Origin of the sequence: Lactococcus taiwanensis (assembly GCF_014905395.1) — a bacterium.
Lineage (GTDB): Bacteria > Bacillota > Bacilli > Lactobacillales > Streptococcaceae > Lactococcus > Lactococcus taiwanensis.
This window is the reverse complement of record NZ_BNDT01000002.1, coordinates 99,008-120,510: the sequence shown is the minus strand read 5'-3', so window position 1 is coordinate 120,510 and position 21,503 is coordinate 99,008. Positions and strand designations below refer to the sequence as shown.

The window sequence follows — 21,503 nt, the reverse complement described above, 5'->3', positions numbered from 1 at the left end:
CTTTATTCCTTCTTTAATTTGAAAGAAGCTATTTACTTCTTAAAATCTCTTGGATTAAATTTTTTTCTTTAGTTAAAGTAATATAAAGTAGCATGGTCACTATTAGACCGATGCCCCGTATGACCAATACAAAAAATATATTTTGTGGCTCAAAAATACTAATTACCTCTAAAACAATAAAAGTAAGTATCCCTAAATAACATGGTGATTTAAATTCTGCTAAGAATTTTAACATAGAACCTTCTAAGGAAATTTTAACAACACGTCTAAAATTTATAAAAAAGTTTATAACAAAACCTACTGATAGAGAAATAGCGACAGAAGTTATCGTACCCGCAAATATCCCGACGATAATCGATCCTACTATTATAATCGCACTAATAACACCTGTATTAAATAAGAGTCGTGGTTGGTTTCTTGACTGGAAGATCGCACCGCTACTTGATAAAGTCATTTGGACCCAAACGGTCAAGGCCAATATTGCAAAGGGTGTAACTGCTTGTTCCCATTGACTACCAAATAAAAAGAAAATAATTTGCTTAGAAGATAAACTGAGGAAGATCGATAAAGGGATCCCTATTAAAGCTAAAATATGTACAATTTTGTAGTATATATCTCGAATGTAACTTACATTATCTTGGTAATCTGATAATACTGGTTGGAGGACAGGGTTAATAATTCCTAGAAAAAGTGTGTTTGGTAACATTAGGAGTTGGTAAGCCTTGCTGTAATTAGCTAAAGCGACCTCTCCCATAAATTTTCCAACTAAGATGTTATCTGAATTACGTGAAAAATAGTTTATAAAATTAAACGCAAATTGATTTTTAGAGAATTCCCAAATTTCTTTGAGAGGGGTTAAATCAAATTTTTTGCTGAATCTTACTTTTGTAAAGTAAGCGTTGAAGGAAAAATTAACGATAGATGATATTATCGCACTTATGATAAGTGCATAAACTCCAAAATGAAGAAAAGCTAGCCCGACACCAACGATTCCGGCCATAATATTTCCGATAACCAAGCTAAAATTAACTTGTTTAAATCTTTTAGATTTATTTAACAACGCTGATGGAACAATATTCATCCCATTAAATAAAACAGAAATAGCTTGAACCCATGTCAGTGTTTTATATATATCATTATTATACACTAAAGCTAAAACATGACCAAACAATCCGAAAATAACAGCTACAGCTAGAGCAAAAATTATTGAATAATTAAAAAGAATTTTAATATCTTCTTCCGACAATCGCTTGTTTTGGATTATTGCGGGCCCCATACCTGCTTCTATCATCATACTAAAGAAGACAATAAACACTTGTATTATTGCTACTATACCATATTCTGCAGGTGTAAGTAGTCGACTTAATACCGCATTGATTATTAGCTGCAAAAGAAAATTACTGTAAACACCTATTGTGGTAAAGAACATTCCTGTCTTCAAGTTTTTCATATTATGATATCTTTCTCATTCCTTAACAAAACTAAATAATGTTTTGCCATTGTTTTTGTAAAATTTCTACTTTGAAATTTTGGACGCGCTCTAAGGATTTTCTTTGATAAATTTTTCTCAACTCTGGATTTTCAGCCAACTTCAATAACTCAGTTATCATGGCCTCTACGTTCCCATTTTCTACTAGTATCCCGTACTTTCCATCATCTAAAACTTCAGAACTTCCACTTTGCTCGAAAGCGACAATGGGAAGACCGAAACTCATTGCCTCAGCTAATACTAGGGGCATACCCTCCCATCGCGAAGTCATGATGTATATCGAGGAGTCTTTATAATGTCTCAAAAGTTGTTCACCTTCTAGTGCCCCTCTGAGTAGTATCTTATCTTCTGCCTTTTCATCAGCGATGAGTTTTCTCAATGCATCAATTTCTTGAGTATTCCCCGAGCCAGCTATTGCAATTTTCCAGTCTTCAGGTAATTTTTTTGCAATTTTAACAAGGTAATCTAATCCCTTATGTTGGATATCATACCTGCATGTGATACTTATAATTTTTTCATTTAAATCTGAAACTAATCCTAAATTATCTAAAGTGATAGGATTATTGATTTTCACGACATTCTCAGAGATAACCCCATAACCTCTTTTGTCTTCTTCTGTTAAGGCTACTACAGTATCTGCACCCTGCATTGATTCAATCAAACTATCCTTAACTTTAGAAAAATAACCTTCAAAATAAACTTTATGATTATTATGCATCCATAAAATTACATTAATATTAGGAAACCGTTTTTTTATTACCGAAGCCTTAACAACTGAAGGGCCACTAATAATAACTGTATCTACTGGATTTTTTTCTAGATATCGGCACAAAGAATTGACATGGGTATTTATCAATGTCTTCTTCTTTTTAAAAACTAACCTATATAGGACATTTATCCCCAGATATATGGGATTCAGGCGTTTTTCGAAGATATTTTTCTCCCCAAAAACAACCTCTTCTTCAACTTTATAGAAGGGATCCACTTTATCATGGGAATATATCTTTACATTATAATCATTAACTAAAGATTCAGAGACTACTGTAACAACCCTTTGTATGCCGCCCATTCCTAAGTTATTTACAACAAACAATACTTTTTTCATTCTTCACATTTTTCTTTACACTATTATAGTTCGAAACTACTTTTTTCAGGAAATTTTTTATCTAATGCTTCCAAGAGATGATCTCTTTCATTAGTAAAGTTTATCTCCGCCGAGCCATCATTAAAGCATATAAGTTTATATTTGGAGTTCAAAATTTCTTCATATTTTTTATTATTCTCTAAAGGGACCACTTTCCCAAATTTAAATGAATTGTGTGGATAAAATTTATCTTCTGCTCGTTGGTAGTCAAGTACTGTCCAAATATTAATCGTATTTGGACTTCTAAATTTACTTCTAGAAGCATTATCAAACTCGTCGGAAACTACTTTGCGTAATTCCTTGAAACTACTTTTTAGCATAGGTTGCGCTAAATGATCTTGGAAAAAGCCAACATAGCGCTTGGTATAAAGTTGTACTGGCAACAGCCAAAGATTTATCAAGAATGCAAAAAATCCATTTTTTAACGATAATTTTTTTCTAGTAATAAATTTTTTATCTCGTATCGCTTTATTAACACTATAATTGTTATTAAATTGCACAATATTATATTTACTGTCCGCTGGTATTGGCATAGTTAAATATTGCAAAACAGGAAGCCCATTCTTGATGAAATCTTCACTTTTTACCTCTGCATTTAAAAACATATCATCATTAAAATTTACAAAAAACTCAGAAAGGGAATCAATTTTATCAAAATTTAGTTCAATAGTCCTAGAGTTGAATGTCGGGAGAAGCTCATTCGGAATAAACTCGTCATGACGTACAACATTAAGTTTAGGATGATTCGTATCCAGCCAATCAGGTACATGTCCCCATGTCACTAAATGGATCTTATTTACCCAAGGAGCATATTTCTCAACTGCACGAAACCAGTATTGAAAATTGTCCATATTTCTAAAGCGTGCTTCCGAGTTTAATGCTTTTTCAATACTTTCACCACTGTATTGAGCTTTTTGTTTTATCCAATCTTCGTCTGTACTATCCAAATAAGTTACTACGAAATCTATCTTTTCCGTCATTCTTCTTCCTTTATCTTAACGTATTGAACTTTTACCATAGAATGCTTTTACTTGAGCAGTAGCTGTTCCCAATTGTTGATAATTTTGTCAATTTCTAACATTTCCGAGCGTTGAAGTGAGAGGTGGGCATACTTTTCTCGAAGTTCTTTTGAATTTTGAAGATTTTTGAGTTCATTCATAAATTTTTCAATATTCCCGTTTTCTACCAGTACGCCATATCGCCCCTCATCCAGTACTTCGCGAGAACCAGAATTGGACATCGACAGTACTGGAAGACCAAAGCTCATGGCTTCAGCAAATACGAGGGGAAAGCCTTCAAATCGACTTGTACTTATGAAGAGAGAACTATTTTTGAAATGTTCTTGCAATTGTGCTCCACTTTTTGCCCCTCTCCAAACTAGCTTATGTTCCAAGCCATTTCTTCTGATATCTCGTTTAAACCTCTGCTCTTCAAGCCACATTCCACTCCCAGCTACATCTATTTTCCAATCGTTATCTAGCTGTTTGGCTATTTCAAGCAAATAATCAAGTCCCTTATGGTTATAATCAATTCTTCCAACAAAGCTAATTACTTTACTCTCTAATTCAGATTGGCTATTATCAGAATCTATCGTCACTGGATTATGCATAACTCGTACATTTCTATAACCTAATGAATTTAAGTGGTCCTTATCTTCCTTAGTTAAAACACAAATGACGTCACTATTATTATAACCAGATAATAACTTCTCATAGCTTTTTCCATATAAGAAAGTTTCATATATCTTTGTATTCAAGTGAAGCCATGAAATTAAAGTTACATTCGGTAGCCTGTCTTTTAAGTCTTTAGCAACAACCGCCCACTGTTCAACCAGTATCAGTGTTTCAATTTTATTTTCTTCTACAAAGATTACTAAATCATCGACCATTTCTTTATTTGGTATCACGGTCATATCAACTGGACGTCTTAGTATATACTTATAAAAACCCGTACTAACAAGTATCTTTCTAAATTGCATTTTGGTTATAGCATGTTTAGCATAGGATACTGGAGCATCTAAAGGAAAATAACTTTCTACTTTTCTCATAGAAAAAATTGAGATATCAAATTTACTTTTATCTAAATTATTTGCAATTACACTTTGAACTCGCATAGATCCCCCCATTTGAAGGTCTCCCACTGCAAATGTTATTTTTTTCATACGTTTTACGTAAACTCCTCATATTTTTTCAATTTAAATGTTTCCTTGCTGGTTTTTCACATAAAATTTCATTAGAAGTCGAGATATTGTTTTGCCCCAATATCTCCTAAACATTTCATACTCTTCTTTTTCTCTATTTTTATCCACAGTATTATTTGTTGTTTCTGACTCTTCATGAATTCTGTGAGCCATAAGGTGACCTGATAAAAATTTTATATCTCCAGGCATCTTCATAATACGCTCCCATGCATCCCAATCTAAGGCCATTTTCATACACTCATTAAATTTAAAACCTCTTAATCGACTCAAGTTATATGAAACTGCTGGGCAACAAATAAAATTACCAAAGGAATAGACTCTCCTCTGATACTTTTTATTATTAAATGCAGACATAACTTTAAGCGCAGCCGTTTTAATCTTAAGGTTTAAATTTCGAGAACGATAACTTCCTTCACCGTCAATTTCATAGTAATCCGTAAATACAATATTTAACTGTGCGTTCGTTTCAAAAGATTCTATAATATTTTCGCCATACTCAGGTTCGTATATATCATCTTGATGGGCAATAGTTGCATATTTAGTATCAACAAAGGACAACGCCCCATTCCAATCTGCGCCTATCCCCCCTCCTACACCAATAAAGCATTCAATATTGTAAGTGTGACATAATGAAGTTATGTAATCATTAGGTGTTGAAGTATAAAGTATTATTTTAGACTTACCATTTTTAAAACTTTGTTGTGCTAAAAGAGATAATATACAATTCTCCAAATGTATTGACTTTTCATATGCACAGATAACGAAGGTGTGCTTAACATCAATCTCTTTCATATAAATCCCTTGTGTATACCTTCTCACGAACAGCTTCTAGGACTTCATCCATACGATTCGCAACAATAATATCTACTTTTTCATTAAATGCATCAAAGTTTTCTTCAACCATAATATTATGATAAACTTTTTCTTTTAGTCTTGGTTCATAAATAATAACTTCTACACCAGATTTTTCCAAATATCGAATAATATCGTGAATGGCAGAATATCTAAAATTATCAGAACCTGCCTTCATAGTCAGGCGATAAATCCCGACACTATCTGGTTTTCTGGATAAAATCTGTTCAGCAATGTATTCTTTGCGAGTAGTGTTAGACCCTACAATGGCTGTCATCATTTCCTGAGGAACTCCATAGAACTCTGCTTTAACTTGTTTTGTATCTTTAGGTAAACAATATCCCCCATACCCAAATGATGGATTATTATAGTAATTACCAATACGTGGGTCAAAACCCATTCCCTCTATTATTTTCTTCGTATCCAAGTTGTTTGTTTCGGCATAAGTATCTAATTCATTAAAATACGCAACGCGTAATGCCAAATATGTATTTGAGAAGAGTTTTACAGCTTCAGCTTCTGTTTCATTCATTAAAAGAGTAGGCACCTCTTTTTTATGAGATCCACGTTTAAACATCTCCGCGAGTATCTGAGCACGTTCACTCACCTCTCCTATTACGATTCGGCTAGGGTAGAGATTATCATACAGTGCTTTTCCTTCTCTTAAGAATTCTGGAGAAAAAATAATATTTTCTGTTTGATATTTTTCCTTGAGTCTTCTCACGTAATTAACAGGAATTGTTGATTTTATAATAAATGTAGCATCAGGACGAATTGCCAGAGCTTTTTCAATTACATTTTCGATTGTGGATGTATCAAAATGTTGCGTGTCCTCATTATAGTCAGTGGGAGTCGCGATAATTAAATATTCACCATGATTAACCGCTTCACTGAAATTGCTTGTGAATTTGACATTAACACTATCCGATTGGAGGAACTCAATAATTTCTTTATCATCTAAAGTTGATTTTTTCTTTTTGAGTGTATCAATTTTACTTTCCACAATGTCGTATGCAACCACTTCTTCATGTTGTCCGAGTAAAAGTGCATTGGATAATCCCACATACCCTAAACCAAAAACTGAAATTTTCATATAAACCTTCCTTCAGCATATTATGCTATTTCTTTTCTTTTTTATCTTGTTCTAACTCAATAATTCTCTTCTTTAGTAATGACATCTCCTGAACCAAATTTTTTAGCTGCTTTTCAGCTGATATAAGAGAAATTTGATATTTTAAAGTTATGATTAATAGAAGTCCAACTAGTATAAACAACGCAAGAGAAGTTAAAGTTTGTATACCTAATAGGTGAGCGACTCTACTGCCAGACTCTGGAAATATTGATCCAATTAAAATTATAAGAGCTAGAGCAAGCCACTTTAACATATGACGTATTTCTGCTCTATCTCTCCTAACTAATCTAATCGTATAGAAAAAGAATAGAAGTGCAAGCAAAATAGCTATGATTCTAAGCTGTGTGGGCATCATTCTGTCTCCCTTCCAATTAAAGAACTAGCAATTATAGACAAAGATACACTTATCATATAATTTATACCTTTTATCATATTGATACTAGACTCCCCTGTAGTCCGTTCAAACATTCTTGCTCCTACCTCTTTTACGCGTATATTTTTAGCAAATAAATGCATATAACTCTCAGGCTCAGGATATTGTCTAGGATATCGTTTAACAAACTGTTCGATTACCTTTTTATTTCCCGCTCTATATCCACTTGTCACATCTTTAATTTTTATCTTTGAAGTAATATATATTAAGTTAGATAATATCTTAATACCCAACTGCCGTAACTTAGAAGATTTAAATTCTGAATTACTTTCGTCTAAAAATCTTGACCCAACTGTAAAATCTACTTCATCTCTCAGAACGGGCTCAATAAGATTAGGTAAGGAATGGATATCATGCTGAGCATCCCCGTCGAATTGTACTGCGATATCATAGCCATTCTCTTTAGCAAACATATAACCTGTCTGCACGGCCCCGCCGATCCCCAAGTTTTGGATCAGTTCAATATGATTGATATTATTATCCGTCAGGATTTCTTCTTCATTATCAGTTGAACCATCATTAATAACCACATATTCTAAATTGTAAGGACAGTTTTTAATGTACTTCTTTATGGTATTTATGTTATCAACGATACCCTCAGATTCGTTATAGGCTGGAATGATAAGCAGTATTTTTTTTTCACTTTTCATAAAGTTTATTTTATCCTTTCCCTGTAAGACGATATTTGAGAATAACTCTTATTTTTCTGAGTGTCATTTTAATCAGATCTCGAAGCTTAGTTTGTGTAAGATCCGTTTCTACCGCCCTAAGGAGTCTATTTGCAGAATAATTAGAAATAAATCCATTATTAGTTTGTATTTGTGAAATTTCAAAATCGTAACCATTCGCCCAAGCAACATAGACAACTAAACGTTCAAAAGCATGGAGAATACTGTTATAAGGTAGCGGTTCTTCTGGAATATCTTCAATAATATCTATATCGAGAAGGTTCTGTAGAGCTTCTGGACGATACCATAGCATGGTTCCATAGCTCATAACATAACTGTCTTTTTGTTTTAACTCTTTTGGGTTAATAAAATCTATCTTATTCCAAATTTGTTCCATATCTTGCCATATATCTCGCTCAGTGATATATGTCGGACCATAGAAATGTTCAAAAAATGAGGGAACATCAGCAATCATTAAGCCAAGTTTTGGATTTCGTTCAAACTCCTCAAAAATCTGTTGTGCTGGTTTTAATAACGAATATTCTATGTCACGCCGCCAAGATTCTCCCACAATCCAATCGTTATCCTTTGATTTTTTAGTATGAAAATGACCGATAAGTTCATAATTTTTCATCTCTTTAGAAATTATCATCCAAGGAAGGACATCACGCCCTTTATTTCCCGTCGCAATTACTCTCTTTAACTCAGGAAGTTTGTAATTTTCTTCAATTTTTAACTTCTTCTTCTCACTATCTGTAGTGATATAGAGATCATAATTTTTGACATAGGTCCTGAAGTATTCTATATACTCGGGGATTAAATCAAGATAAAAAGCGTGTAAATGTATTCCTACCTTCAAATTACCATTAACTGTTGAATCATCTTTAAAAATACGTGTTTTTTCAGCCAACATGTATTCACGATCAGGATAATCTACATCCGTCATATGGTCTACAATGAAACGGACAGGATAGTTTGTTTCCTGTTTTATTCTTTCCATTACAAGTGGCGTGTAGATATTATCTGCTCCATAGGTAAATGCCTTTATTTTCAAAAAAGGAATATGTCGCTTTAATAATTCTGGCATGTTGAATACTGAAAAATCATGTACCATCATCCCTGTCCAATTTTCCTTACGGGTATCAAACAGCACTGCTGATTTAAAGCCAGCATCTTCAAAATATTTCGTCATAGCCGTTTCGTATTTGACTATTACTTCTACAACATCATCCAAAACAGTGACATTTTCCCAAAAATTTTTGAAAGTATCCGATTTGACAATCTTCTGTTTGTAACTAACAAAATAACTTTGAATATGATCAGGTAATACCACTTCTGACCGATCGGCCCATGGTTTTACTTTATGACTACGATTATTGGTAATTCCCCAAAAATCAATTTGAACATTCGTATCCATTTTCTCGAAAGGTGCACCAAAATCATAAATAGGTCCAAAACAAGTGTCATTCATTAGAGTGACTGAATCATAATCTGCTAATTTATCAAATCCATATTTCTTCATGGCTTCCGCCCAAGCAACAAAATCATATCCCTGATTTTTTCTTTGCATGAAGCCATCAATTAGATTTTTCTCCTTTATAATCTTTAAATCTTCTGAAGATAAGACACTATTTGATATAAAGAAAACCTCTCCAAATAGCCCTCTGAGTTGTTGGAGTTGATAAACCACATGAGGGCTGAGTTTATTGTCTCTATTAAAATGTACGTAAAGTAGTAATCTTTTATTCATCTTTCTTTCCTAAAAGGGTGGAGTATTTTTCTGCCTAAGCGATACGCTCTAGAATGGCGAATTTCTTCGAGCTCTCGCTTGAACTGTTCCAGAGCACGTTCTTGGCTGCTAATGTATGTATCTTTGTCTTTAAGAGCCCGAGTAATAAACTTTTCTTGATCCTCTATATGACGATCCTTATCAAGAATAGCTTTTTGGTAGTGTAGTGCTTGGTCATTATTTTTTTTAATCCAATACATGATATTTCCTTGAAGCGCATTAATAATTTGTGTTGGTATCTCATTTTGATATTTATTTAATATATAGAAATAAGATTTATAATATTGTTCCCAATTCTCTCGGGCACTACGTGAATTATTGAGAACTCGATAATTTAATTTAGTTTCTGAGACATACAGAGGTTTAGCATGATGATTTAAAATGGCATTTAACCAGAAGTCAAAATCTTCAAGGTTTTCTAATTCCTCATCAAAGGTGATAGATTTTATAATTGTGCTTCTAACTAACGAAGAGACATCAATTAAATTTCCATTTAATTCTTTCTCTAAAGAATACTCCAAATCACTCCTCAGGACATCGCGCTGATTTTTAAAGTCCCATAACTGGCAATAAGCTATATCTGCATTTGTTGACTGTAATTTTTCTAGAAGAATCTCTAAATGTTTTGCAGGCATAAAATTGTCACTGTCCATGAAAATTATGAATTCACCTGTCATTTTTTCAATTGCTTCATTACGAACTTTTGCTACACCTTGGTTTTTTTCTGAAAAATACAACGTGGTTTCAAAAGGTGACTCCTGAAGTGTTCTCTCAATAATACTATCAGAATTATCCGTAGATCCATCATTAAACACCAGTAACTCTATGTTCTGATGCGTCTGCGTGAAAATGCTCCGCAAGCATTCCTCAATGTAATTTTCATGATTGTAACAAGCTACTGCAACTGTAATTTTAGGATTCATATGTTCACCTATTTAAATATATAATGTTCTATACCTGAACGGTACTCATCGGACGGAAGGTGTAAATGATAAAACTTGAGACTCGTAACTCCCAGATTAAGACCAAGCGCTATCACACTGATCAGTATAATACTTTTTTTCAGCCATAGGCCCGAAACCCTGATTTTTATTTTCTGTGCTAATAAAGTGAATATTGGGGCTAAAATTAAGAGAAACGCTGTAAAATAACGCCCCTGTGGACCTGTGATAATATGGTCAAGATAAGAAGGGGATACTGCAAATTTGAACAAAATCCCAAACAAATTAACTAAGTTTAAAACCATACCCATCCAAGCAAACCATCGAGGCACCCTTTCTTTTGTATAAGAGAGGAATAAAAGGACTAGTGCTGTATATTGGATTGGATAAAACCACGCTGGTATAGCGGATGTCGAAGTACCACTAATTACTTGTGTAGTAAGTACTGAATAATAAGGCTCCATCAAAGTATAGATGAATTTGTTAATTACAACTCTAATTTGATCATGATATCTCACAGCATATATACTAGCTCCTAGAACCAACACAAAAAAGCTTCCTGCTAAAATTTGAAATTTACTGATCTGGAAATTTAACTTTCTTCGAATCAATGCCATTAGCATTATTAAGACTAAGATAAAAAGTAATCGTGAATTAGATTTTGAAAAATAAAGCATGATTACTGGCCCTATTATTCTCTGAAAGAAGTTACGGAAAGTAATTATGTCCGCATTTTTGTAGTCAACAGCGATATTTATCAAAGTAGCACTTAACCAAGCAAAAGCGATATAGTTAAAACAATCATAGCTTAAACTAGTCGCAAATTGAATTGCAACAGGTGTGACTGAAATGACAGTGAAGACCATCTGGTAAGCCTTCAATTTCTTAATAATAAAATATAGAGAAACAATAAAGAAAATTAGGTTAAACAGTCTTGCTACGAGCACCATTGAACCAATTGAGGGATATATAACATAGCCCAGTTTCACTCCTATGCCTGGAACCAAGTGCATAATATCTTGGTACCAAGCCTGCCCAACTGCTCTTTGATCTATAACTTTGTCTCTTGAAATAACTGGTAGTTTTGTCTCAAAAAAATTTTTGAAATAAGTGCCCTCTTTCATCATTGAGCTTACGGTGCTAAAAGGAACTGGAGAGGATTGGTAATCTTCAGCAGGAAAACCTATTGCTGATCTATCTACCACCGTATTAGTGAGATAAGTTGATTTATCAAAATGATAGCTTGAATCAGGTTCAATGAAAAGAGGCTGTATGAATGTAAATGCAAAACCAGCCACTAAAGCTATAATTAAAAAGACTTTTTCTGGTTTAATCTGATTTACTCGCTTACGCAAATTCCCAAACTCCATTTCGTTGAATAAGTCCACTTGCTGAATCTTTAGCGCTTATATCATTCTTGTCAATATCTGTCCTATTAATCAGTATAATTTTTTCATCAGGGTCATAAGCAATCATTTCATCTTTCGAATTGCGTACTGAAACTTGGAGCTTAAGTTTCAGATTGTTTACTTGATCTAGCTTACAAGAGTAAGTCATTACTTTTTCACCGGTACCATTCGTGAGATAATCAAGTGAATTATCATTATAAATCCATATATTTCTATCCGCATCTGTAAGTGAAAAAGCAACATACGTTTGGATATCTTTCTTCACCTTGTACCTAATTTCAAATTGGATAGGTTTATCCGGAGTAGTTTGAACGGAGGAAAGAAGCTTGACATCCAAATCAGTCACGAACTCCTCTACCATTTGAGTTTTACCTTCAGCAGCTTGTAGTCTTTTTAAGTTATCTAAACTATACTGATTGGCAACCTTGTCAACGTCACCTGAAATCTTTATTAATCCATTTTCAATTAAAACAGCTTTATTACAATATTTTTTTACAGCATTCATATCATGCGTAACCAATATGGTAGTTTGGCCTGATTTTTTACGTTCTAAGAAATAATCATTACATTTTCTTTGGAATGCTTCATCTCCGACAGCAAGTACTTCATCAAGAACGAGTACATCTCCCCGAGCTTTGATGGCAACAGAAAATGCCAGCCGAACCTGCATTCCGCTGGAATAATTTTTTAACTTCTGATTCATGAATTCATGGAGCTCAGCGAAATCAACGATATCTTCATACATTTCATCAATTTCTTGAGTTGAAAAGCCAAGCATCGCTCCATTCATATAGACATTTTCTCGCCCTGTAAGTTCAGGATTAAATCCTACACCTAATTCGATAAAGGAAACTAATTTTCCATTAACTGTGACATTTCCTTTTTCAGGAGTGTAGATTTGAGAAATGATTTTTAAAAGGGTAGATTTTCCTGAACCATTTCGTCCAACAATACCGAAGAAATCTCCTTTTTCAACTTCGAAGTCAATATCTTTTAAGACGTGTTGTTCTTTGTAACCTTTAATGCCACGTAAGCGATTCACTAGCGTTGTTCTTAAGCTGGTAGTTGCTTCTGTAGGAAGTCGGAAGTATTTACTTACATGATCAATTTTAACTGCAAATTCTGACATCTTTCATTCTCCTTCTTATATAACTTCTGCGAAACGTTTTGAATTTTTGGTAAAAATCCAAAGACCAAAGGCAAATATTACAAAAGGTAAAATGTAAGGTATTGCCACTATATAAGGATTATCCCAAAGTTGCCATAGAGTAGGATTTGTATTATTACTAAATGTCAAAATATAACGCATATCCTGAACGATTTGGGCCATGGGATTAAGCATGAGTATCTTCGCAATTGTTGGATGATTTGTAGAAATCTGTGTAACTGGGTAAATGATTGGAGTTCCATAAAAACCAGCTTGCATTACTACTTCCCAGATTGGGCCCAAATCACGGAAATAAACAAAAGCAGTTGAAAGGATAAAAGCGATACCTGCACTTAGTATTACTAATTCAAATAATAACGGGATAGCAAAGATAACTGTCCAACTGAATTGGACTCCGTTTATAATCGCAAAACCAATGACCACGACAAGGGAAATCATTAAGTTAATAAATGCGTTAGAAATAACAGAAAAAATGATAATAGGTTTTGAAAAGTTAACCTTTCTCAATAAATCGCCTCTTCCAACGATAGAGAGCATCCCAACATTAGTGGCTTCACTGAAAAAGTTCCAGACCGTAATACCTAAAAGCAAAGCAACCGCAAAGTGTGGCATTCCTTCACCGAAACGCATGAAGCGCACGAAAACCAGGTACATGATCAGAAACAGTAATATTGGTTTCAAAATGGACCAAAGATATCCAATGACACTCCCCTGGTAGCGAAGTTTAAAATCTGTTTTGATTAATTCTTTGAGTAGAATTTGATTTCTACGGCTGAAAAAATTCATTTGTTTTTTCCTTTATATGCAAATTTTGTGACGATGAGTGTGCGGAATATTTTCGTATGATAACTTTTATTTTTCCGCAAATTATATTGCTCAAGCAACTGACGACGTTGCGCTTTGGGTTGGTTTAAAATGCCAACGTAAGCTTCAATCAATTGCTGTTTCTGTTCTGTCAGCAAATTTTCATTTTCTGTCAGTAACTTTTGAGCTTGTTTTTGACTGGCGGTAATCAACCACCAATACTTTTCAAACCATAAGTGAGGATGAAGCCATTTTTTCATACGTTTTGAGAGCGTCCGTGCTCCTAAAACATTAGCCTCATGTTGCCGGTACAGATGGGTGGGTTGGTCAATATAAACCAATTTCCCGACTGCACTGGCAAGTACTGCTAAATACCAGTCATGCATAATGATATCATCCGTCGTTTGCCAGAGGCTCGCAAGTGCATGGTTAATCATGCTGGCTCCGCCTGTGACGGTATTTTCGGTCAATTCCTGAACCAATTGGGTATTAGCATGGTCAGATTGACTGCGAATCATGGACTCTGATGTAACTGTCAAATTTTTATCAGTCACTTTGAGATCCGTATAATACATGATGGGTTGGTCATTATCCTGCTTTTGTGCTTCCGCCAGGACAATTTCTATTTTTTCAGGTAGCCAATAATCATCTTGGTCCGCAAAAAAGTAAAAATCTGCAGGATGAGTTTTGACCAGTTCATGAAAAGACTTGATGACGCCAACATTTTCAGCTCTAATCAAGCGAATACGTGAATCCTTACTGACAAACTGGTCAGCAATTTCACATGTTCCATCTTTAGAACCATCGTCACGGATAATGAGGTTCCAGTCTTTAAAGGTTTGTTTTTGAATGCTTTCGATCTGCTCTGCGACGAACTTTTCGCCGTTGTAGGTCGACATTAAAATATTAACTTTCAGAGTCAAGTCTGAGAACCTGCTTTCGGTATAATCTTGTGCCATTTGCCAGGAGGTCTTGCCAAAGAGAAAAGGCAAGTCTACCCTTTCTAACTAATAACGGCTAAACAGCATCTCGTATTGGTCACAGATATGCGACCACGTATATTTTTCTTCAATCAATTGACGCGCTTTACGCTGTAAGACATGACGTTCATCTTTTGTAAGCTTTTCAACTGCTGACAGCGTGGTCAGTAAATTATCTTTATCAAAATAAATAACAGCATCTCCAGCAGTCGTCCGATTAAAATGAACACCTAATACAACATTAACTGGCGTAGACCACATGGCTTCTAGGAGGCCCGGATTGGTCCCCCCCACTTCGTGCCCGTGGAGGTACGCAAAGGCTTTTTCGCGGATATAGCGCAGTTCATTTTGATCATAAACAGTCCCTACAAATTTAATTCGCTGATCTTTATCAAAATGAGTTTTGGCTCGCAAGTCCTCAAAATAAGCATTGCCCTCATGATTTGTTACAATTACCAAATCACGCCTTGTTGGACTGTTCATAAAGGCCCTAATCAATGTCTCATAATTATTTTCAGGGACAAAGCGACCAACAATCAAATAGTAGTCACTAACCTTATATTTTACCAAAGTTTTTGATTCTGTCAAATCTGAGTCGAATTGTTCAGTTCCGTACGCGATGACTTCAGAATTTACTTTACCATATTCGTCAGTAAGATAGGACTTAATCCCAGCGTTGTCAGAGATGATTAAATCGGCATGCTGTACCATTTTTCGTTCCGCATGTTTCAAATAGCGTCGCACGGGTGCTGGCCATTTTGTCCGTTTCCATTCTAGGCCGTCTGGATTGACGAGCAATTTACCACCGTAGCGGTGGATTTTGGCAGCATAGTGCCCAATCAATCCACCAATGGTATTACCTAAAATATAGAAAATTGGTGCTTCAATCCCTTCTTTTTTGCAATACCTAAGTGCGGCATTAATAGCTAAAATATCGTAAGCTATTACTCGTGCCGGACCTATATTTGGAACCTTTATCACAAAGCAATCCGCTCCCAAATAGTCAAAATGCTCGCCTGGCTGGCCTTTGTCTGAATTCTCGCTTTGACAGGCCACATGATATTTTATATTTTTATTATTTTGATGCTTGACGAGTTCTTCAACAAAAGTCTCAAAACCCCCATATTTTGCAGGTAAGCCGCGGCTTCCTATGATAAAAACGTGTTTCTTCATGTAGCTCCTTATGGTCAACTGGTCATCTTATCATTAAAAATCTCAGCTGATCTCATTTTTTTCTGAGTGCCTTCAAGCCTCTCAAAACGAGAATTCTGCCAGTACTGACAAGTGATTGCAAGTTACTGACAGAATTTTCGGTTGTATTTTGCTGACCATACTGTCAGTAACTGACAGTGGTAGTAATATTATTTTTTATTAATTTGTCCTTTGGCAACTTCTTTATTTTCTCTCAAATCGCCTTTTTCAAGCATTTTAGCTAAGGCTTCTTGCCAAGTTGGGATGACAAACCCAGTCGCTTTCGACTTGTCCAGATTCATTGTTGAGTTAAATGGACGTTTGGCAGCTTGTTTAAAAGCTGAAGAGTCGACCGGTTTTACTACAGTGTCAGAGTCTTTCAAGATTTCAGTAGCAAAGTCAAACCATGTCACATCCTCATCCTTAGCTTTGTCGTTTGAAAGATGGTAAAAGCCAGGTTCAGCATCCACATCTACTAAGTGCGTCATAAATTCCGCAAGCGTCCGGCTCCATGTTGGGACACCGTGTTGGTCATTGACCACTGTGAGCTCAGAATGCGTTTCAGCCAACTTTTGCATCGTAAACACAAAGTTTGGACCATATGAACCAAAAAGCCAAGCCGTACGAATCACATAAAATTTGGCACCTGAAGCCACAATTTCTTGTTCGCCAAGGTCTTTGGTACGTCCATATTCGCTTTCTGGATGTTTTTCATCATCAGGCATCCGTTCTTCACCGACAGGTAAGTAGCCACCAAAAACGTAGTCTGTTGAAATTTGGACCATTGTGGCACCTACACGCGCACAAGCTTGGGCGATATTGCGTGTTCCATCAACATTGATTTTTTCACCCAATACCTTGCCTTCACCCTCTTCCTTATCCACAGCGGTATAGGCTGCACAATTATAAACAATCGTAGGTCTATTTTTATCGAAAAAGGCATCTACACTGGCCTTATCAGTAATATCCAATTCATTGACATCAGCTGCGGTGTATGTAATTCCACGTTCATCAAGAAGATGACGTAGCTCAGTACCAAGCTGACCATTCCCACCTGTAATTAAAATCATCTGTTCTCCTTTTGTTTTCCATCGTAGCCTTGCAAGGTTCTGATACTTCGCTTGAATTACTCCAAATTTAGTCTACCTCAACCTTAAGTGAGGAAACGAGAAAAACTTTCACTATTCTTTTAACTATCTCATCTTAATCAATACGTTGCTTACTTTTCCACAACTTTTTGTGTTTCCGCATATTTTGCTTCTACAGCATCTTTTTCAGCTTTCCACCAGTCTTCATTTTCTTTGTACCAATCGATAGTCGCCTGCAAACCAGATTCAAAGTCAGTGTGTTTTGGTTCCCAACCTAATTCCTCACGTAATTTTGTATTGTCAATGGCATAACGTTTATCGTGAGCATCTCCACGTGGATCAATAATCCGATCATAATCATCTGCTGACTTATCCATACGTGTCAAGATGTCTTCAAGGACTTCTTTGTTATTTTTTTCGCCATCAGCTCCAATGAGGTAAGTTTCGCCATAACGACCTTTCGTCAAAATTGCCCAAACACCTGATGAATGATCTTCTGTGTGAATCCAGTCCCGCACATTTTTACCATCACCGTAGAGTTTTGGCTTGATGCCAGAGAGGATGTTGGTAATTTGGCGAGGGATGAATTTTTCGATGTGTTGATAAGGGCCGTAGTTGTTTGAACAGTTAGAAATCGTTGCTTTAAGACCAAATGACCGCACCCAAGCACGAACAATCAAGTCAGATGCTGCTTTAGTTGAGCTATATGGACTCGTTGGGTTGTAAGGTGTTTCCGGAGTGAATTTCTCACCAGCACCTTCGCCATGTCCTGGCAATTCTTCACGGTAAGGCAAATCACCATAAACTTCGTCAGTTGATACATGGTGGAAACGCAAGTCATATTTGCGTGCTGCCTGAATCAAAGTGTACGTTCCAATAAAGTTAGTTTGTACAAACTCATCTTGCGATACCAAGGAGTTATCATTATGGCTCTCAGCTGCATAATGGACAATGGCATCGGCTTTTGAAGCGACTTCATCAACGATTTTAGGATCAGCAATATCGCCTTCCACAAGTTCTACACGGCCGCTATCAAAAAGCATATTGATGTTGTTAACATTTCCGGCATAAGTTAGCTTGTCCAGCACTGTGATATGCACATCTGGAAAGTTATTGTATACATAGTGCACGAAGTTTGAACCGATAAAGCCTGCGCCTCCGGTTACGACGATGTGTTTAAATGGTGATTCCATCTTATTTTCCTCTTTATTATTGATATAGTTAATATTTTTATTGACTTGTAAGTGGGTAACTCAGCTTAATACTGATAGCCTTCCGGGTAAAATTGCTGAAATTTCCATGCATCAGCAATAATTTCCTCTATATTACTCTGCTTTGCCTGCCAGCCTAAAATAGAACTTATTTTCTGACTCGAAGCTACTAAAGAATCCGCATCCCCTGGTACACGGGGCTTGATTGTGACGAGAACCTCAGCACCCGTAATCTTCCGAACAGCTTTGATCACTTCAAGGTTAGAATAGCCTTGGGCAGAACCAAGATTAAAAATCTCACTTTGTCCTCCTTGAATGAGATATTCTAAAGCTAAAAGATGTGCTGCTACTAAATCACTCACATGGATATAATCACGAATACAAGTACCGTCGGCAGTATGATAGTCATCACCAAGAATCGTCATTTTATCCTGCCGACCTTGGGCTACACGCAAAGCGATTGGTATTAACCTAGGACGCACTTCACCCAGTGTTCCGTCTTTTTTAGCCCCTGCCACATTGAAGTAGCGTAAAGCCACAAAGGATAGTTGCCCTGCCTGATCGGCCCAATGCATCATAGTCTCCATCATCACCTTAGACTGCCCATAAGGATTAAGGGGTGCCGTAGCATTTAACTCATCTACTCGGCCTATCGCACTATTACCGTAAACCGTAGCCGATGAAGAAAACACAATATGGCGCACTTCAAACTCTGCCATTACCTCAAGTAACACTTGTGTACCATAAACATTATTACTAAAATACTTCATAGGTTGCTCAACGGACTCGCGGCCGAGAGAGAGTGCTGCAAAATGCAATACTGCTTCTACTTGTTCCGCTCGAAATATCTGTTGAAGCAGTGCTTTGTCTCGAATATCACCTTTGTAAAAACGTGCCTGTGCATGAACGGCTTGTTGAAAACCAGTGCTCAAGTTATCCAAAACAACTACTTTATAATTCTTTTCAATCAGAGCATCTACAGCATTAGCGCCGATATAGCCTGCACCGCCTAAAACTAAAATTGACATACGCATACTCATCTTCTAGACTTGAAATATCGAGTCAAATCAAACCATTTACTGGTTACATGGATAAGGTAAAAGGATAAGGGGAGTTAAGCAATACGATATTCTCGCAAAAATTTGGCCTTAGGTACGGCTTTCAAATATTTACCGTTGAAAACCATAAAATCGCCGATAGGCACAGTCATTTTAAGTAAACCACCCACATTTTGAATGGCAAGACGTTCTCCATTCCAGCGAAATCCGCCAGTGGCAAAGGCTCGCTCAGCCCAAGTTGGCAGCTGGCTGTCTTTTTCAACTTGCCAATATTCTAAACTTTTTTTAGTTCTTAAATGAGTTGCAAACATTAAAGTTCTTCTGCTTTAAGGGGTTTGACATCTTTTAAAAGGGGATGATTCTTGTCTGCTTCAGAAACTTCAGCATGCTCAACATCTTCCCACTTGATTCCAAGACTTGGGTCAGCATAATTCACAAAAGCGTATTTAGGTTTAAGTTCAAGCGCCCAGTAATCATTAACCAGATAGCTGTAAGAAACAGTATCTGAAAGAACTTGGAAACCATTGGCTACGCCACGAGGAACAAAGATTCCTTTACTGGCATCAATCACAGTTTGATAAACATTTCCAAAAGTTTCCCCTTCGCGAAGATCCACCCATGAACCGAGTACAGAACCACCATCTGCTACCGAAATGTATTTATCCCAAGGCTCAGCATGAAGCCCGCGCAAAACGTTTTTTCGTGAAAAGCTCACATTGTTTTGTAATTTTCCTTCGGCAAAAAAGCTTTCTGGAAAACCAAGTGGCATCATTTTTTCTTTTTGGAAATTTTCTTTAAACCACCCACGATTGTCACCATGGACAGGAATGTCAAATTCAAGCATCCCAGGAATTTGACTAATTTCACGGCTTGCAAGTGTCTTACCGAAAAAATTCTCAGTCATTATTTGTCTCCAATCAAACGAAGTAGGTATTGTCCATACTCATTTTTCTTCAAAGGTTGCGCTAAGGTACGGACATCGTCAGCGGTGATATAACCCATGCGGTAGGCAATTTCTTCCAAGTTTGCCACTTGCATATTTTGCATCCGTTGAACCGTTTCAATGTATTGCGCAGCTTCAAGTAGTGATTCATGTGTTCCTGTATCAAGCCATGCAAAACCACGTCCCATGAGTTCAACTGACAAGTCACCACGTTCAAGGTAAGCTTTGTTCACGTCTGTGATTTCCAATTCACCACGAGGAGAAGGTTTGATATTTTTAGCAATTTCAACGACATCATTATCATAGAAGTAAAGACCAGTCACCGCGTAATTTGAACGAGGCGCTTCTGGTTTTTCCTCTATAGATATCGCATTCATGTCTTTGTCAAATTCAACGACACCGAAACGTTCTGGGTCTGGCACGTGATAACCAAAGACAGTTGCTCCTTTTTCTTTAGCCGCAGCATTTTGAAGCATTTTAGACATCCCAGGACCGTGGTAGATATTATCTCCCAAAATTAAAGCTACAGAATCATCGCCGATAAATTCTTCACCGATGACAAAAGCTTGTGCCAAACCATCTGGAGAAGGTTGCACGGCATATTGAAGGTTAATTCCAAATTCAGATCCATCTTGCAAGAGCTCTTTAAAGCGAGGCGTATCTGTTGGGGTTGAAATAATCAAAATATCTTTGATTCCAGCCAACATTAAAGTGGACAATGGATAGTAAATCATTGGTTTATCATAAACTGGCATCAACTGTTTTGACGCTGCACGTGTCAGCGGATAAAGGCGTGTGCCTGAACCACCTGCTAAAATAATCCCTTTCATGAAAGGACCTCCATAATCATAATTAATCATCCTACATTATATCATAAATGTTAGGGCATTTCCTAACCCCTTTGGCCTAAAAACACCGAAAAGCTCTTTAAATTAAGCTTTCCAGCCTAATTTTTTCTAAAAATAACATCTCTTGTTTTGTTTTTATTGAGTAAAAAAGAAAA

21 protein-coding genes are annotated in these 21,503 nt (G+C 36.1%); all 21 read right to left on the bottom strand.

Annotated features, from left to right (window positions below; translation table 11 throughout):
* Window positions 1-28 precede the first annotated feature (28 nt).
* The 21 genes from JKP71_RS02910 to rfbA all read right to left on the bottom strand — a co-directional run bounded on the left by JKP71_RS02910 (window position 29) and on the right by rfbA (window position 21,330).
* Window positions 29-1,450 carry a lipopolysaccharide biosynthesis protein gene (locus JKP71_RS02910; protein ID WP_075525199.1) on the bottom strand — a complete coding sequence of 474 codons (1,422 nt, stop codon included), beginning with the start codon at window positions 1,448-1,450 and terminating at the stop codon, window positions 29-31.
* A gap of 31 nt (window positions 1,451-1,481) precedes the next feature.
* Window positions 1,482-2,594, bottom strand: coding sequence for a glycosyltransferase (locus JKP71_RS02905; RefSeq protein ID WP_200406979.1), 1,113 nt, complete (start codon window positions 2,592-2,594; stop codon window positions 1,482-1,484).
* 23 nt (window positions 2,595-2,617) lie between these two features.
* Entirely contained in the window at window positions 2,618-3,613 is a 996-nt protein-coding gene (locus tag JKP71_RS02900; protein WP_075525197.1) for a stealth family protein, read from the bottom strand.
* Between the two features lie 47 nt (window positions 3,614-3,660).
* Window positions 3,661-4,794 (bottom strand): glycosyltransferase, encoded by a 1,134-nt coding sequence (locus tag JKP71_RS02895; RefSeq protein WP_200406978.1) that lies wholly within the window; start codon window positions 4,792-4,794, stop codon window positions 3,661-3,663.
* 33 nt (window positions 4,795-4,827) lie between these two features.
* Complete coding sequence (locus JKP71_RS02890) at window positions 4,828-5,625, bottom strand: glycosyltransferase (RefSeq protein ID WP_200406977.1); 798 nt, start codon at window positions 5,623-5,625, stop codon at window positions 4,828-4,830.
* Window positions 5,612-6,778, bottom strand: coding sequence for a nucleotide sugar dehydrogenase (locus JKP71_RS02885; RefSeq protein WP_200406976.1), 1,167 nt, complete (start codon window positions 6,776-6,778; stop codon window positions 5,612-5,614). The genes JKP71_RS02890 and JKP71_RS02885 overlap by 14 nt, the downstream gene beginning before the upstream one ends.
* Window positions 6,779-6,803: 25 nt before the next feature.
* Complete coding sequence (locus JKP71_RS02880) at window positions 6,804-7,169, bottom strand: DUF2304 domain-containing protein (protein ID WP_075525232.1); 366 nt, start codon at window positions 7,167-7,169, stop codon at window positions 6,804-6,806.
* Complete coding sequence (locus tag JKP71_RS02875; protein ID WP_075525193.1) at window positions 7,169-7,900, bottom strand: glycosyltransferase family 2 protein; 732 nt, start codon at window positions 7,898-7,900, stop codon at window positions 7,169-7,171. Before JKP71_RS02875 ends, JKP71_RS02880 begins: the two co-directional genes overlap by 1 nt.
* A gap of 10 nt (window positions 7,901-7,910) precedes the next feature.
* The gene (locus JKP71_RS02870) at window positions 7,911-9,668 is read right to left on the bottom strand and encodes a rhamnan synthesis F family protein (protein WP_075525192.1); all 1,758 of its coding nucleotides are present in this window, start codon (window positions 9,666-9,668) and stop codon (window positions 7,911-7,913) included.
* Window positions 9,665-10,630 carry a glycosyltransferase family 2 protein gene (locus tag JKP71_RS02865; protein WP_200406975.1) on the bottom strand — a complete coding sequence of 322 codons (966 nt, stop codon included), beginning with the start codon at window positions 10,628-10,630 and terminating at the stop codon, window positions 9,665-9,667. The genes JKP71_RS02870 and JKP71_RS02865 overlap by 4 nt, the downstream gene beginning before the upstream one ends.
* 8 nt (window positions 10,631-10,638) lie before the next feature.
* Window positions 10,639-12,018, bottom strand: coding sequence for a DUF2142 domain-containing protein (locus tag JKP71_RS02860; protein ID WP_200406974.1), 1,380 nt, complete (start codon window positions 12,016-12,018; stop codon window positions 10,639-10,641).
* Window positions 11,996-13,186, bottom strand: coding sequence for an ABC transporter ATP-binding protein (locus JKP71_RS02855; RefSeq protein WP_200406973.1), 1,191 nt, complete (start codon window positions 13,184-13,186; stop codon window positions 11,996-11,998). Before JKP71_RS02855 ends, JKP71_RS02860 begins: the two co-directional genes overlap by 23 nt.
* 15 nt (window positions 13,187-13,201) lie before the next feature.
* Window positions 13,202-14,011 carry an ABC transporter permease gene (locus JKP71_RS02850; protein ID WP_075525188.1) on the bottom strand — a complete coding sequence of 270 codons (810 nt, stop codon included), beginning with the start codon at window positions 14,009-14,011 and terminating at the stop codon, window positions 13,202-13,204.
* The gene (locus tag JKP71_RS02845) at window positions 14,008-14,988 is read right to left on the bottom strand and encodes a glycosyltransferase family 2 protein (protein ID WP_308430919.1); all 981 of its coding nucleotides are present in this window, start codon (window positions 14,986-14,988) and stop codon (window positions 14,008-14,010) included. Before JKP71_RS02845 ends, JKP71_RS02850 begins: the two co-directional genes overlap by 4 nt.
* Before the next feature lie 48 nt (window positions 14,989-15,036).
* The gene (cps2T, locus tag JKP71_RS02840; protein ID WP_200406972.1) at window positions 15,037-16,182 is read right to left on the bottom strand and encodes a beta 1-4 rhamnosyltransferase Cps2T; all 1,146 of its coding nucleotides are present in this window, start codon (window positions 16,180-16,182) and stop codon (window positions 15,037-15,039) included.
* Between the two features lie 188 nt (window positions 16,183-16,370).
* Complete coding sequence (gene rfbD, locus JKP71_RS02835; RefSeq protein ID WP_200406971.1) at window positions 16,371-17,270, bottom strand: dTDP-4-dehydrorhamnose reductase; 900 nt, start codon at window positions 17,268-17,270, stop codon at window positions 16,371-16,373.
* A gap of 149 nt (window positions 17,271-17,419) precedes the next feature.
* A complete protein-coding gene (gene rfbB, locus JKP71_RS02830) occupies window positions 17,420-18,481 on the bottom strand; it encodes a dTDP-glucose 4,6-dehydratase (protein WP_075525185.1) in 1,062 nt (353 codons plus the stop codon).
* 65 nt (window positions 18,482-18,546) lie between these two features.
* Window positions 18,547-19,527, bottom strand: a complete 981-nt coding sequence (galE, locus tag JKP71_RS02825; RefSeq protein WP_200406970.1) for a UDP-glucose 4-epimerase GalE — start codon at window positions 19,525-19,527, stop codon at window positions 18,547-18,549.
* 86 nt (window positions 19,528-19,613) lie between these two features.
* A complete protein-coding gene (locus JKP71_RS02820; RefSeq protein ID WP_075525184.1) occupies window positions 19,614-19,868 on the bottom strand; it encodes a hypothetical protein in 255 nt (84 codons plus the stop codon).
* The gene (locus JKP71_RS02815; RefSeq protein ID WP_200406969.1) at window positions 19,868-20,461 is read right to left on the bottom strand and encodes a dTDP-4-dehydrorhamnose 3,5-epimerase family protein; all 594 of its coding nucleotides are present in this window, start codon (window positions 20,459-20,461) and stop codon (window positions 19,868-19,870) included. The genes JKP71_RS02820 and JKP71_RS02815 overlap by 1 nt, the downstream gene beginning before the upstream one ends.
* Window positions 20,461-21,330 (bottom strand): glucose-1-phosphate thymidylyltransferase RfbA, encoded by an 870-nt coding sequence (gene rfbA, locus JKP71_RS02810; protein WP_075525229.1) that lies wholly within the window; start codon window positions 21,328-21,330, stop codon window positions 20,461-20,463. The genes JKP71_RS02815 and rfbA overlap by 1 nt, the downstream gene beginning before the upstream one ends.
* Window positions 21,331-21,503: the final 173 nt, after the last annotated feature.